The 13,626-nt window shown below is 68.6% G+C and carries 17 protein-coding genes; 4 read left to right on the forward strand and 13 right to left on the reverse strand.

The window, feature by feature from the left end; all coding sequences use genetic code 11:
* Positions 1-41: 41 nt before the first annotated feature.
* Positions 42-1,505 carry an FAD-dependent oxidoreductase gene (locus FBY22_RS21625; protein WP_174267230.1) on the reverse strand — a complete coding sequence of 488 codons (1,464 nt, stop codon included), beginning with the start codon at positions 1,503-1,505 and terminating at the stop codon, positions 42-44.
* A 45-nt stretch (positions 1,506-1,550) separates the two neighbouring features.
* On the opposite strand from FBY22_RS21625, the gene FBY22_RS21630 reads away from it, so the two are divergent.
* A complete protein-coding gene (locus tag FBY22_RS21630) occupies positions 1,551-1,928 on the forward strand; it encodes a helix-turn-helix transcriptional regulator (RefSeq protein WP_142148389.1) in 378 nt (125 codons plus the stop codon).
* A gap of 28 nt (positions 1,929-1,956) precedes the next feature.
* On the opposite strand, the gene arsB is transcribed toward FBY22_RS21630, so the two are convergent.
* Entirely contained in the window at positions 1,957-3,063 is a 1,107-nt protein-coding gene (arsB, locus tag FBY22_RS21635) for an ACR3 family arsenite efflux transporter (RefSeq protein ID WP_142148391.1), read from the reverse strand.
* Entirely contained in the window at positions 3,060-3,368 is a 309-nt protein-coding gene (locus tag FBY22_RS21640) for a helix-turn-helix transcriptional regulator (protein WP_142148393.1), read from the reverse strand. The genes arsB and FBY22_RS21640 overlap by 4 nt, the downstream gene beginning before the upstream one ends.
* A gap of 117 nt (positions 3,369-3,485) precedes the next feature.
* On the opposite strand from FBY22_RS21640, the gene FBY22_RS21645 reads away from it, so the two are divergent.
* Positions 3,486-3,905 (forward strand): arsenate reductase ArsC, encoded by a 420-nt coding sequence (locus tag FBY22_RS21645; protein WP_142148395.1) that lies wholly within the window; start codon positions 3,486-3,488, stop codon positions 3,903-3,905.
* Positions 3,906-3,979: 74 nt separating this feature from the next.
* On the opposite strand, the gene FBY22_RS21650 is transcribed toward FBY22_RS21645, so the two are convergent.
* From FBY22_RS21650 to FBY22_RS45790, 10 genes are all read right to left on the reverse strand, one after another.
* Positions 3,980-4,189: a hypothetical protein gene (locus FBY22_RS21650; RefSeq protein WP_174267231.1), complete on the reverse strand. Its 210-nt coding sequence runs from the start codon at positions 4,187-4,189 to the stop codon at positions 3,980-3,982.
* A 75-nt stretch (positions 4,190-4,264) separates the two neighbouring features.
* Positions 4,265-5,254: a zinc-dependent alcohol dehydrogenase family protein gene (locus tag FBY22_RS21655; RefSeq protein WP_142148399.1), complete on the reverse strand. Its 990-nt coding sequence runs from the start codon at positions 5,252-5,254 to the stop codon at positions 4,265-4,267.
* The gene (locus tag FBY22_RS21660) at positions 5,251-6,138 is read right to left on the reverse strand and encodes a carbohydrate ABC transporter permease (RefSeq protein WP_142148401.1); all 888 of its coding nucleotides are present in this window, start codon (positions 6,136-6,138) and stop codon (positions 5,251-5,253) included. Before FBY22_RS21660 ends, FBY22_RS21655 begins: the two co-directional genes overlap by 4 nt.
* Complete coding sequence (locus FBY22_RS21665) at positions 6,135-7,094, reverse strand: carbohydrate ABC transporter permease (RefSeq protein ID WP_142143657.1); 960 nt, start codon at positions 7,092-7,094, stop codon at positions 6,135-6,137. The genes FBY22_RS21660 and FBY22_RS21665 overlap by 4 nt, the downstream gene beginning before the upstream one ends.
* 79 nt (positions 7,095-7,173) lie before the next feature.
* Entirely contained in the window at positions 7,174-8,532 is a 1,359-nt protein-coding gene (locus FBY22_RS21670; RefSeq protein ID WP_142148403.1) for a sugar ABC transporter substrate-binding protein, read from the reverse strand.
* An 82-nt stretch (positions 8,533-8,614) separates the two neighbouring features.
* Positions 8,615-9,376 (reverse strand): DeoR/GlpR family DNA-binding transcription regulator, encoded by a 762-nt coding sequence (locus tag FBY22_RS21675; protein ID WP_142148405.1) that lies wholly within the window; start codon positions 9,374-9,376, stop codon positions 8,615-8,617.
* Positions 9,377-9,738: 362 nt separating this feature from the next.
* Positions 9,739-10,221, reverse strand: coding sequence for a hypothetical protein (locus FBY22_RS21680; protein ID WP_222127817.1), 483 nt, complete (start codon positions 10,219-10,221; stop codon positions 9,739-9,741).
* Positions 10,222-10,286: 65 nt separating this feature from the next.
* Positions 10,287-11,270 carry an aldo/keto reductase gene (locus FBY22_RS21685; protein ID WP_142148407.1) on the reverse strand — a complete coding sequence of 328 codons (984 nt, stop codon included), beginning with the start codon at positions 11,268-11,270 and terminating at the stop codon, positions 10,287-10,289.
* Positions 11,271-11,460: 190 nt separating this feature from the next.
* Positions 11,461-11,793 carry an AMP-binding enzyme gene (locus FBY22_RS45785; RefSeq protein WP_313905445.1) on the reverse strand — a complete coding sequence of 111 codons (333 nt, stop codon included), beginning with the start codon at positions 11,791-11,793 and terminating at the stop codon, positions 11,461-11,463.
* Positions 11,769-12,215 carry an AMP-binding protein gene (locus tag FBY22_RS45790; protein WP_313905446.1) on the reverse strand — a complete coding sequence of 149 codons (447 nt, stop codon included), beginning with the start codon at positions 12,213-12,215 and terminating at the stop codon, positions 11,769-11,771. Before FBY22_RS45790 ends, FBY22_RS45785 begins: the two co-directional genes overlap by 25 nt.
* Here FBY22_RS45790 and FBY22_RS21695 point away from each other — a divergent pair.
* Both FBY22_RS21695 and FBY22_RS21700 read left to right on the forward strand, forming a co-directional pair.
* The gene (locus FBY22_RS21695; protein ID WP_174267222.1) at positions 12,106-12,429 is read left to right on the forward strand and encodes a hypothetical protein; all 324 of its coding nucleotides are present in this window, start codon (positions 12,106-12,108) and stop codon (positions 12,427-12,429) included. The two genes, FBY22_RS45790 and FBY22_RS21695, sit on opposite strands and share 110 nt — an antisense overlap.
* Positions 12,430-12,733: 304 nt before the next feature.
* Positions 12,734-13,381, forward strand: coding sequence for a hypothetical protein (locus tag FBY22_RS21700; protein WP_142148411.1), 648 nt, complete (start codon positions 12,734-12,736; stop codon positions 13,379-13,381).
* Positions 13,382-13,626: the final 245 nt, after the last annotated feature.

A 13,626-nucleotide genomic window follows, 5' to 3' on the forward strand; every position in this document is an offset into this window, starting at 1 on the left:
CGTTGCCCGCGGGGGATGACGGCCGGTGGGAGCGCGGCGGGTCAGCAGCCGCCGGAGGTGGCCGGGGCGCCGAGGCCGATCCGGAGCGTGGCCGGGGCTCCGCAGCATCCGCCGCCTTCGCCGCCCTGGGCGGCGTCGGGGTCGTCGAACAGGCCCGCGCCACCGCATACGCCGGTCTCGGGCAGGGTCAACTCGACGCGCTCGGCGGCCTCGCGGTCGCCGGCGATGGCGGCGGTGACGGAGCGGACCTGCTCGTAGCCGGTCATCGCGAGGAACGTGGGGGCACGGCCGTAGGACTTCATGCCGACCAGGTAGACGCCCTGCTCGGGATGGGAGAGCTCGTTGACGCCGTGCGGATAGACCGTGCCGCAGGAGTGGACGTTCGGGTCGATCAGCGGGGCGAGCGCCGTCGGGGCCTGCAGGCGCTCGTCCAGGCCCAGACGGATCTCGGAGAGGAACGACAGGTCGGGTCGGAAGCCGGTCAGGACAATCACCTCGTCGACCGGGTCGAGACGGCGGCCGTCCTCGGCGACCAGGACCAGCCGGTCGTCGGTGGCGCGCTCGACGGCCTCGATGCGGAAGCCCGTGGCCGCGCCGGCGTGTCCGTTGTCGACGGCGGCCTTGGCCCGCAGCCCGAGGGCGCCGCGCGCGGGGAGCTGGTCGGCCGCGCCGCCGCCGTAGGTGTCCGTGCCGATGCCGCGCCGGAGGATCCACACCGCGTGCGTGGCGGGGGCCTCCTCGGCCAGGTCGGCGAGGAGGGCGAGGGCGGTGAACGCCGAGGCGCCCGAGCCGACGACAGCGGTCCGCTTGCCGGCGTACCGGGCGCGCACGGACGGGTCACCCAGGTCGGGGACACGGTAGGAGATCCGGTCGGCGGCGGCCTTCTCACCGAGGGCGGGCAGTCCGTCCGCGCCCATCGGACCGGGCGTGGACCAGGTGCCGGAGGCGTCGAGGACGGCGCGGGCGGTGATCCGCTCCTCGCGGCCGTCCGTGGTGCGGATGTGCACGGTGAAGGGCTGCTCGTCGCGGCCGGAGTCGACGATGCGGTCACGGCCCGCGCGGGCGACGCCGGTGACCGTGGTGCCGTAGCGGACCTTGTCTCCCAGGACGTCGGCGAGCGGTTGCAGATACTTCTCGGCCCAGTCGCCGCCGGTCGGATACGTGGCACCGTCGGGGCGGGTCCAGCCGGTCGGGGCGAGCAGCTTCTCGGCGGCGGGGTCGGTGACCTCGGCCCACGGGGAGAACAGCCGGACATGCGCCCAGGCCCGTACGGCGGTACCGGCGGAGGGTCCGGCCTCGAGGACCAGCGGTTCGATGCCGCGCTCGACGAGGTGGGCAGCGGCGGCCAGACCGATGGGTCCGGCGCCGACGACCACGACTGGCGGCTGCTCGGACGTGGGCAGGCTGGTGATGGGCACAGCCACGGGATTCCCCTTTGCTTCGACGTTCGTCGATGAGTACGCGGCCAGCATGCCAACTGATTCGACGGACGTCAACATAGACATTCATCTAATCACCCCTCCTGGTTCGACATGTGTCAACATAGATGCATGTCGAACACCAAGGCGCTGCCGCTGCTGGAAACCGTCGCCGGGGAGGAAGCGGCGCCGTGCTGCCCGCCCCTCACCGAGCGTCCGTTCACCGCGGACGAGGCGGAGACCGCCGCGCGCATGTTCAAGGCCCTCGGTGATCCGGTACGGCTGAGGCTGTTCTCCGCGGTCGCCTCGCACGAGGGCGGCGAGGCGTGCGTGTGCGACATCTCCGACGTCGGGGTCTCGCAGCCGACCGTGTCCCACCATCTGAAGAAGCTCAAGGACGCCGGTCTGCTCAGTTCCGAACGGCGTGGTACCTGGGTCTACTACCGGGTCGAGCCGTCCGTCCTGGCCACGATGGGCAGGCTGCTGACCATTCCGTCGTCCGGAGCCTGAGCAGGAAGCCACGCACGCCGGGTGACTGTCAGCCCTCCTGCGGTGCGAGCGTGAGCTGCCGGGCGGCCGCGAACCTGCGCCGCCAGGCGAGGGAGACATAGACGAGCGCGACCAGGACGGGCACCTCGATCAGCGGGCCGACGACGCCGGACAGCGCCTGGCCGGAGGTGGCGCCGAAGGTGGCGATGGCGACCGCGATCGCCAGCTCGAAGTTGTTGCCCGCGGCGGTGAAGGCGAGGGTGGCGGTGCGGTCGTAGGCCAGGCCGATGGCCTTGCCCAGGGCGAAGGTGCCGAACCACATGATCGCGAAGTAGGCCAGCAGCGGCAGGGCGATGCGGGCCACATCCAGGGGCCGCGAAGTGATCGTCTTTCCTTGCAGGGCGAAGAGGACGACGATCGTGAAGAGCAGGCCGTACAGCGCCCAGGGGCCGATCCGCGGCAGGAAGCGCGTCTCGTACCCTTCGCGGCCCAGCTTCCGTTCGCCGATACGGCGGGTGAGGAAACCGGCCAGCAGCGGGACACCGAGGAAGATGACGACGTTCAGGGCGATCTTCCCCATGGAGATGTCCAGGTGCCGGCCGTCGCCCAATCCCAGCCAGCCGGGCAGCAGTTCGAGGTAGAACCAGCCGAGCAGGCCGAACGCGAGGACCTGGAAGACCGAGTTGAGCGCGACGAGCACGGCGGCCGCCTCGCGGTCACCGCATGCGAGGTCGTTCCAGATGATGACCATGGCGATGCAGCGGGCGAGCCCTACGACGATCAGGCCGGTGCGGTACTCGGGAAGGTCCGGCAGGAAGATCCACGCCAGCGCGAACATCACGGCCGGGCCGATCAGCCAGTTGATGACCAGCGACGAGATCATGAGCCGCCTGTCACCGGTGACGGCGTCGAGCCTGTCGTAGCGGACCTTGGCCAGGACCGGGTACATCATGACCAGCAGGCCGAGGGCGATCGGCAGGGAGACGCCGCCCATCTCGACCTCGGCGAGGGCGTCGTTCAGGCCGGGGACGGCCCGGCCGAGTCCGAGGCCGGCGGCCATGGCGGCCAGGATCCAGACGGCGAGGAAGCGGTCGAGCGTCGACAGCTTCGCGACGACCGAGGACTCCCCGGCGGTCGTGGTCTGTGTGCGGGTCACGGGCAGGCCCTCTTGTTGTCGGCGGCGCGGCGAGCGGACTCGGCCAGTTCGGCGAACTGGCCGGCGAGCGAGGCGATGACGTCGGGGCGCAGCTTGTAGTACAGGTACCGGCCGCACGGTTCGGTCTCCACGACCCCGGCCTCACGCAGCACTCTCAAGTGGTTGGAGAGGTTGGTCTGCTTCGCACCGGTCTCCTCGATGAGGTGGGTGCTGCAGAGGGTCTCCCGCGCCAGCAGGGTGACGATCCGCAGGCGCAGCGGGTCCGCCAGAACCCGCATCAGATCAGTGTCGACCGGCGTCATCATGGGCTGATACTGTCACATCATTCGATACTGATACCAGCCAGCACTGATCCGTCCGACCCGCATCGCCCCGTCATCCGGCCCCGCGTGCGTTCTTGGTCCACCGACGAAGGAAGAACGATGACCTCCAGCCCGCTCGCGTCCGTGCTGTTCGTCTGCGTCCACAACGCCGGCCGTTCGCAGATGGCCGCCGGATTCCTCGACCACCTCGCGGGCGGCCGGATCGAGGTCCGCTCCGCCGGCTCCGTCCCCGGTGACCAGGTCAACCCGGCCGCGGTCGAGGCCATGCGGGAGGTGGGCGTCGACATCTCCGCGGCCAAGCCGAAGATCCTGACCACGGAGGCCGTCCAGGCGTCCGACTACGTCATCACCATGGGCTGCGGCGATGCCTGCCCGGTCTTCCCCGGCAAGACCTACCTCGACTGGGCCCTTGAGGACCCGGCGGGCAAGGGCGTCGAGGCCGTACGCCCCATCCGAGACGAGATCCGCAAGCGCATCGAGGCACTGATCGCCGAGATCGACGCGAAGCAGGAGGCGTGACCTCGGGACGATGTGCATCCGGCCCGCTCGGCATACCGCGGGAGCTGAAGCCCTGACGGTCTGTCGGGGAGAACTCACTCAGGGATGATCAGTCCGCGCTCGCGCAACTGCGGCAGGCAGGTGTCCAGGCAGGCTTCGACGGAAGCGGCGTCAGTGCGTATGAGCAGGGCGTCGTGGAAAGGAGCGCCGCTCACGACGAAGCTCCAAGGCCTCGTTCCGTCCCGCATGCGCTCCGCATCCGCCTTGAACATCACCGTGACGCCCTGCTCGGCCAGCGCCTCCATGACACGCACTACGTCGGCCAACGTTCCACCCCACCTGGTCGCACAGGTGGGACACCATACCTGTGCGACCAGGGGCTACGGCAGTACGACGATCTTGCGGCCCAGGCCCGACGCGAACTGTTCCAGCGCCTGTGGGTACTGGGTCAGGGGCAGGCGGTGGCTGATGAAGATCTGGGGGTCGAGTACTCCGGTGGCGAAGAGTTCCGCGGCCCGCTCGTAGCTGTGCAGGACGGCCATGGAACCGGTGATGGTGATCTCCTGGTTGTAGACGCGGTACGGCGAGATGGTGGCCGTGGTCGCGTAGTCCGAGACGCCGAACTGCAGGAAGGTGCCGGCCTTGGCGACGCGTTCCAGGCCGTCCTGGATCGCGGCGGCGTTGCCGGTCGCGTCGACGACCACGTCCCAGCCCTGAGGATGGTCCAACTCGTCGGCGTTCGCCGCTGCTCGGGAGCAGCCCAGCTTCTCGGCGGTCGCCAGTCGCTCCGGGTTGAGGTCGACGACGTCCACGGAGGCGGCGCCGGTGCGCTTGGCGAGTTCCAGCATCATCAGACCCATCGTCCCGCTGCCGTAGATCAGCACGTGCGCGCCAAGTCTGCTGTTGAGGACGTCGTAGCCGCGCACGGCGCAGGACAGGGGCTCGATCAGGGCCGCGTCCTGGACGTCCACGTGCTCGGGCAGCCGTACGCAGTTGGCGACCGGTGCCACCGCGTACTCGGCGGCGCCTCCCGCCACGGTCACGCCGATCGCCTGCCAGCGGTCGCACAGGTTGTTGCGGCCGGCCCGGCAGTAGCGGCATTCATTGCAGTACAGCGAGGGGTCGACGGCGACCCGGTCGCCGAGGGCGAGTTCGGTGACCTCGCTGCCGAGGCCGACGACCTCGCCGGCGAACTCATGGCCCGGGACGACCGGGAGGGTCGGTGCGAACTCCCCCTGAAGGATGTGCAGATCCGTTCCGCACAGTCCGCAGGCCGCCACGTCGACCACGACTTCGCGCGGCCCGGGGGTGGGGTCGGGCACCGTGGTGACGGTGACCTGGCCGGGGGCTTCGATGACGGCGGCTTTCACTTGACTGCTCCTAGGGACAGGCCGCGGACCAGTTTGTCCTGGGCGGCGAAACCGGCGATGAGCACGGGCAGGGAGACGAGGGTGGCGGCGGCGCAGAGCCGGGCGAGGAAGAGGCCTTCGCTGGTGATGAAGCCGACCAGGAACACCGGCGCGGTGGAGGCGTTGGTCGCGGTGAGGTTGACCGCGAACATGAACTCGTTCCAGCTGAAGATGAAGCAGATCAGCGCGGTGGCGGCGAGTCCGGGCATGGCGACGGGGGCGACGATCCGCCACAGCACGGTGAGCAGGTTGGCGCCGTCGACTTCGGCGGCCTCCAGGATCTCCTTGGGGACCTCGGCGAGGAAGGAGCGCATCATCCACACCGCGATGGGGAGGTTCATGGCGGTGTAGAGGACGATCAGTGTCCAGACGTTGTCGAGCATCCCGGCGTCCTTGACGATCAGGTACACCGGCAGCAGGGCCGCGATGGCCGGCAGGAACTTGGTGGACAGGAAGAAGAACATCACGTCCGTCCACTTGCGCACCGGCTTGATGGACAGCGCGTAGGCCGTCGGCACCGCCAGGGCGAGCACCAGGATCGTGGAGATGATGCTGGCCATGGCCGAGTTGAGCAGGAACGGGGTGATGTCCCGGCTGAACAGCAGCTTGTACTGGTCGAAGGTGAGCGGCGCGAACGGAGTCGGCGGGTTGGTCGCCGCGTCCGCCTCCCGGTGGAAGGAGGTGAGCACCATCCAGGCCACCGGTGCGAAGAACGCCAGCGTGGCCAGCCAGGCGACGAACGTCCACAGCGGGGAGAGCCGGGGGGCGCCGCCATGGTCGTCCTTGCGGCGCAGGATCTTCTTGAACCTCGCCCCGGGGGCGGCGACTGCCGTGTGAGCGGTCATCGGGACACCTCCTCGCGGAACAGCGACGCGATGGTGCGCAGCGCGAAGGTCGCGATCACGATCGAGCCGAGGACGACGACCACGCCGGCGGCGGCCGCCTGGCCGTACTCGTACTTGCGGAACATGGTCAGGTAGATCTCGTAGGGCAGGTTGGTGGTCTGGGAACCGGGGCCGCCCTGGGTGATCGTGTAGACCGCGTCGAAGGTCTGCACGACGTAGATGGTGCCGAGCAGGACGCCCAGTTCGATGTACTGGCGCAGGTGCGGCAGCGTGATGTGGCGGAAGGTCTGCAGCGCCGACGCCCCGTCCATGCGGGCCGCTTCGAGCACGTCACCGGGTTGGGCCTGCAGACCCGCCAGCAGGATCAGCATCATGAACGGTGTCCACTGCCAGACCAGGGAGATGACGACGGCGGGCATGGGATACGACGAAACCCAGTCGACCGTGGGGCCGTTGGCGGCTCCGAACAGTCGCCATACGGCGTTCAGGGTGCCGTTGAGCAGGCCGTAGTCGGGGTTGTAGATCGCGTGCTTCCACAGCAGTGCCGCCGCGACCGGCATGACCAGGAACGGAGCGATGAGCATCGTCCGTGCCAGGCCCCGGCCGAGGAACCGCCGGTCCAGCAGCATGGCCAGACCGAGGCCCAGGACGACGCTGATGAGCACCACCGACGCGGTGAGGACGACGGTGTTGAGGACCGCGGTGCGCAGCCGCTCGTCGGTGAAGACGAACTTGAAGTTGGACAGGCCGACGAAGTGCCTCTCGCCCGGCTTGAGGATGTTCCACTGAAGGGTGGAGATCACCAGCGTGGCCACGAAGGGCAGTTGGGTCACGATGATCGTGAAGATCAGCGCCGGCAGCAGCGGGATGCGGCGCTTCCACGCGCCGGCACGCGGGGATGTGCGTGGGCGGACGGGTGGCGATGCTGTCTTGGGTGGGGCGGTGAGCGTGGTCATGGATGGTTCCTCCGCCGATGACGGCCGGGGTGGGGGAAGCGGTGCCCGGCCGACGCGAGGGCCGGCCGGGCGATGAAGGTCACTTCTGGTAGTTCTTGGCGACGTCCGCGGCGAGCTTCTGGCCGTCGTTCAGGGCCTTGTCCACGCTGGTCTTGCCGGCGATGGCGGCGGAGATCTCCTGGGTGACCTTCGTGCCCAGGTCCTGGAACTCCGGGATGGCCACGTACTGGACGCCGACCGTCGGGCGCGGCTGGGTGCCCGGGTTGGCCGGGTCGGCACCCTCGATCGACTTCAGCGTGATGTCACCGAACGACCCGGCGGCCTTCTGGTACTGCGGAATGGCGTACGTGCTGGCCCGCTTGCCGGACGGAACCCGGGCCCAGCCGAGCTTGTCGCCGACCAGGTTCTCGTACTTCTTGCTGGATGCCCACAGCATGAACTTCGCCGCGGCATCCGCGTTCTTGGTGGTCTTGGGCATCGCCCACGCCCAGGCCCACAGCCAGCCACTGCTCTTGGTCTGAACGGTCGGAGCATAGGCGTAACCCACGTGACCGGCGATCTTGCTGGAGGCGGGGTCTTCCAGCGAACCGGCGGCGCTGGTCGCGTCGTACCACATGGCGACCTTCTTCTGGCTCATGGCGTTGAGGCACTCGGTGAAGCCGGACTGCGCCGCACCGGCCTCGCCGTGCTTCTTGACCAGGTCCACGTAGAAGTTGGTGGCCTTCCTGAACGCGGGGCTGTCGACCTGCGCCTTCCAGTCCTTCGTGAACCAGGTACCGCCGAAGGTGTTGACCACGGACGTCAGCGGCGCGCCGAGTTCGCCCCAACCGGCCAGACCGCGCAGGCAGATGCCCCGCATGCCGGGCTCGGCACCGTCGACCTTGGCCGCGATGTCGGCGACCTGCTGCCAGGTCGGATGCTCGGGCACCGTGACGCCCTTCGCCTTCATGACGTCCTTGTTGTACATGAGCATGGACGACTCGCCGTAGAACGGCAGGGCGTACAGCTTGCCGTCGGCGCCGGACAGTGACTGCACCATGGGCTTGAGCAGGTCGGCCTTGTCGAAGGCCGTGTCCTTGTCGGCGTAGGAGCCCAGTTCGTGCAGCCAGCCGTTCTTGGTCCAGATCGGTACCTCATAGGCGCCGATGGTGGCGACGTCGTACTGGCCGGCCTGGGTGGCGATGTCCTGGGTGACCTTGTCGCGCAGCTCGTTCTCCGGCAGGACCGTGAAGTTGACCTTGATACCGGTGTCCTTGGTGAACGTGCTCTTGGTCAGCTTGGCGATGTCCTCCATCTGCGGGTTGCCGACCATCAGCACGTTGATGCTCTTGCCGCCGCCACCCGAGCTCGACGAACCACCCGCGCCGCTGCAGGCGACCAGCAGTGAGCCGGCGGCCGTGGCCGTGGCGAGAAGTCGGATCGTTCTCCGTGTACGCATGACTGACTCCAGGGGTGTTCGAGGGCATGGGGAACCAGGCCCTGGCCTTGCGGGGTGGGATGTGTGAGAGGTGGACTGCGGGTCAGGCCTGGACGACCTGGGGGCCCAGCAGTGCGTAGCGGCGGGCCTCGGAACCGTGCAGTCCCGCGTCGGTGACGATGGCCTCGAAGTCGGTGACCTGCGCGAAACGGCAGAAGCTGACGGCACCGAACTTGGTGTGGACGCCGGAGAACACCCGGCGTTTGGCGACCCGCATGACCTCGGCCTTCAGGGCGCCGACCGCGGGGTCGGGAGTGGTGAGTCCGTACTCGCGGGAGATGCCGTTCGCGCCGACGTACGCCAGGTCGATGGCGAAGCCGGACAGCATGCGGGTGGCCCAGTGGTCGACGGTGGCCAGCGTGCCGCCGCGCACCCGCCCGCCGAGCAGCAGGACGTTGATGTTCTCGGCGGATGCCAGGGCGCCGGCGGTGGACAGCGAGGCGGTGACCACGGTCAGTGGCCGGTCGCGGGGAAGGGCGGCGGCGATGAGCTGCGGGGTGTAGCCCTCGTCGATGTAGACGGTTTCGGCGTCGCCCAGGAGTGCGACCGCGGCGGCCGCGATCCGGGACTTCTCGGGGACGTGCATGGTGGTTCGGAAGGCGAGCGTGGTCTCGAAACCCGCGCTCTCCACGGGATGCGCGCCGCCGTGCGTGCGCCGGACCAGCCCGTGCCTCTCCAGCACGTTGAGGTCACGCCTCACGGTCTCCTTGGAGACCTGCAGCTCGACGGCGAGCTGCCCGACGTCGACGGATCCGTCACGACGTGCCGTCTCCAGGATTCCACGTCTTCGTTCCTCGGTGTCCACGACGACACCTCCGTTCCACGGCTCCGCGATGTGTGCCCGAGTGGGCCGAGTCCGGAGCCCGTCCCGTTCGGGCTCTGGTGGCCAAATTTCTACAAGGGGACAGCGGCTACTGACCAGGTTCGTCGTAACGAAGTTCGTGACCGAATGTGACCGCTTTTCGGAGCACGGTTCCCCTGCTCGCCGGGGCGGAGCGCGTCGAGGGAAGGGGAACGGGTGCCTGCTCGCCGACTGATCCGTGCCCGTTGGGTGCCCGTTTCCGGATGGATCAGGGGGTGGATGGGGGTGCGGGAGCGGAAATCCGGTCAGGTGAGGTGACATCCGGTGCTCTCGCGTGCGGCGGCGCGGGGGATGCCGATCGAGGCCTACGAGGCGCTCGACGCGGTCCATCCGTCATTGCTGCGGTGACGGTCCAGGCCCACGGCCTCGAACTCGTCCTCGCCCGGGTGCGCTCGTGCTCCCAGCCGCTGGAGGGCCTGGGAGATGGGGCTGACGGCTCGGGAGAACCGTCTCTTCGCCGGCACGTCCAGCGGGCCGGCCGCGAGTGCTCCGTCGGCCCAGACGGCGGCTCGTTGCTCGCCGACGCCTCCAAAGTACTCGGCCTCCACGTACGCCACCGGGCCCGTGGCGGACCAGTGGGCCAGGAGCGCGTCGAAGCCGCCCGGCAGACGCCAGAATCCCAGGGCTCCTCCTTCGCTGCCGTCCGTGACGGCGTCGAAGACCCCAGAGGTCATCGGCATGAGTGCCAGACCCTGGCGCAGGGACACCACATGGGCCCCGGGAACCTCCCGCGTTGCGGCCCGCAGCAACGCGTCTCCCGCGATGACCGCCTGCAATTCGTAAGCCACTCCGAGCCCTCCACGCCGGCTTCGCTTCCTGACCGGCGGCACGTACGATCCGCTTTCGCCGTTCGTCAGGCCTGCGCCGGGGCCCGCTCGTCCAGAAGGCCTTCGCCTCGCAGGTCGTCCCAGACCCCGTTCGGGATCTCCGAGGTGAAGGCCGCTATGTTGCGCCGTACTTCGTCCGCGGTGCGCATGCCGACCACGATGCCCGCGACGGCCGGGTGGAGCAGGGGGAAGGCCATGGCCAGGGCCGGGAGTGTCAGGCCATGTGCTTCGCAGATGTCTGCGAGGCGGTGAGCGCGCTCGATCATCTGCGGAGCGGCGGGAGCGTAGTCGAAGGTGGCCCCCTGCGAGGGGCGGGCCGTGGCGAGCAGACCCGAGTTGAAGATCGAGGCCGCGAGAACCGAGACACCTCGATCCACGCATGCGGGCAGCAACTCGTCCAGGGCGCTCTGGTCCAGGAGCGTGTAACGGCCGGACAGCATCACCACATCGACGTCCGACTCCTCGACCAGCCGGGTCAGCTTGCCGGGGTGGTACATGCCTGCGCCGATCGCGCCGACCACTCCCTGGGCGCGCAGCTCGGCGAGGGCCGGCAAGCCCTCGTTCAACGCATCCTCGAAGTGCTCCTCCGCGTCGTGCAGAAGCAGCAGGTCGATACGGTCGACGCCCATGCGCTCGAGCGAGTCCTCCACGCTGCGCCGCACCCCGTCCCGCGAGAAGTCCCACACTCGACGGTGGGTGGCGGGCACCGCGAAGACCTCGTCCATCCGGCCCGCCGGGTCCTGCGGGACCAGCAGCCTGCCGACCTTTGTCGACAAGGTCGCCTCCGCGCGCGGCTTGCCGCGCAGTAACCCGCCGATGCGGCGTTCGGAGTGTCCGATCCCGTAGTGCGGTGAGGTGTCGAAGTAGCGGATTCCGCTGTCCCAGGCCGCCTCGAGTGCCTCCGCGGCGGTCTCGTCGTCCAGCGGGGCGAACAGGCCGCCTAGAGGACCGCCTCCGAAGCCCAGTTCCGTGACCTGCACGTCGCTCTTTCCGAGCCGGTTCCGCCTCATTCGAACTTCCTCTCACACGGCTGGTGATCCACGATCATCCTGCCGTGGACCGCATGTCTCTCAAAGGGGTTTGTGAGGTGCGGTCGCCTCGGCGCCTGTGTGAGTCGGTGACTTGGCGGGCGTCGCTCGGGCCGAGGGCCGCCTCACGTGGCCCCCGCGACTCTGCTGGAGGAGCGGCGCGAGCTCCCCCTCAGTCCTGTCCGGCCGCGTCCTGGGCTCGCGGCTTGCTCTTGATGACCTTTCCGCCCGCGTTGCGGGGAAGTTGGGGGACGAGCACGAGGGCCTTGGGGAGCTTGAAGGAGGCGAGCTTTCCGTCGAGGAATGCGGTGAGTTGACGTAGTGACGGGTCGGTCTCCGGTGCGACCGTGACGTCGGCGACCGGTACTTGGCCCCAGCGTTCGTCGGGCCTGCCGATCACCGCGACCTCCAGGACCGCGGGGTGCTCGGCGATGACGTTCTCCAGCTCGGCGCAGTAGATGTTCTCGCCGCCGCTGATGATCATGTCCTTCTTGCGGTCGGCCACCCAGACGAAACCCTCTTCGTCCTGCCTGACCAGGAGTGGAACCAACCCCCGTGGAAGGCTTCCGCGGTCTCCTGGGGCTTGTTCCAGTAGCCCTGCGTCACGGTGGGACCGCGGTAGATGATTTCGCCGGCCTCGCCGACCGCGACGTCGTTCATGGACGCGTCGACGATGCGGTACTGGATGGTGGGGATGGGCCGGCCAACCGATCCGAGCTCGCGCAGTGATTCCTCGCCCCGCAGGACACAGGTGATGGGTGAGGTCTCGGTCTGGCCGAACACCGCGACGTTGGGGGCGTCGGGGAACTTCTCCGCCATGGCTCGCAGCGTCGTGTCGCTCGCGGGCGCGGCTCCCCAGCTGATGACGCGCAGCTTGAGGTCACGTTTGTCGATGTCGGGCTGGGCGCAGGGCAGGTTTTCCGACATCCAGCAGCTGGTGGCCGGTGCGCGCGGGCGCCGGGTCTTCGAGGACGGCGACCTCGAAGCCGGCATCCGGTCCGTCGGCCTGTCACAGGGACTGGTGCGCGACATCACACTTGCGGGGGATCTGGTGGAACGGATCGTGAACGAGGCACACGAGGTGATCACCCGAGTCAGCGGGCTCTTCGCCGACGGCGCGCGGGCATGGCGGCCGGACTGAAGAACCAGACTCCCGCACGACCCAACTCGCCCTGCAACAGGGCGAGTTCTTTATGCAGGCAGGGCACGCCCACGCTGCACACAGCTCCCCTCGCTGACGACTGCCAGACACCCGTTTGTTGGATTTCAGCCATGCGGTGGAGAACAATGCCCATGTCTTCCGTACTATCGCTAGGACACAGGTGTGCAGCAGTAACCGCTGCCGCAAACCTGGTTATCAGGATGAACAGCACACGCATGAAGTTCCGCACATGCCGCAGCCTGCTACCCACCGGCCGTGGCGCCCGGGAAAGGGTGTGAGCACCATGTCCGAAACCACTACCAACACCACCGAGTTGACCTCGCAGTACAGCACACAGGTGGCCGGCGACCTTGAGCGCAACCTCAAGGAGCAGGAGCGAGTCCAGGGCGAGATCGACGCACTGCAGGCGCAGTTGTCCGCCCTGCAGCAGGACCAGACCGTGCTGGTGAACATCCAGCAGGCTCTCGGAGTCCCGGCCACGCCCGTCGAGCCGGAGCCGGAGCTGAAGCCGGAACCGGAGGCCGTCGCGGCGGTGCCCTCTCCCCGCAAGCGGAAGACATCGGCCGCCCCGTCCACGGGCAAGCAGGCCCGCGCCCGCAAGTCCTCCGCCCCGGCCCGTAAGCGGGCCGCCAAGAAGAGCGCCGCCGCGTCACCGGCCGCGCCGTCGCCCTCGACCAAGCTCGTGGATCTCGTGCGCGAACACCTGACCGGGCTGAACGAGCCCCGCTCCGCCGCCGAGATCGCGGACTCTCTGCAACAGCAGCATCCCGAGCGCGAGTTCAAGGCCAAGATCGTGCGCCTCACACTCGAAGGGCTCGTGGCCAAGAACCAGGCACAGCGCACCAAGCAAGGCAGGTCCGTCTTCTACACCACCCCGGAGACCGCCGAGCCTGCCGCCCAGCAGGACGAGTCGGCGGAACAGCCTGCCTGACACCTGTCGGCGAACCGCTACGGCGGCTTCCATGTGATCACGGTGCCGCGCGGGAAGGCCCACGCACTGCCGCACTCGACCAGACCCGCGCCCTGGTCGACTGGGCCGCCGACACAATCGCCTTCATTTTGGTCCGTACCAAAAAAGGCAACAAATATTGACGCTCTCGAACAGCGTGCATAGGTTCCGGGCGAGCCGATCGAAGAGACGCACCGTCAGGCCACCGGTGCGCCCACCCCCACTCG

It is taken from the genome of Streptomyces sp. SLBN-31, from assembly GCF_006715395.1.
In the GTDB taxonomy this organism is placed as follows: domain Bacteria; phylum Actinomycetota; class Actinomycetes; order Streptomycetales; family Streptomycetaceae; genus Streptomyces.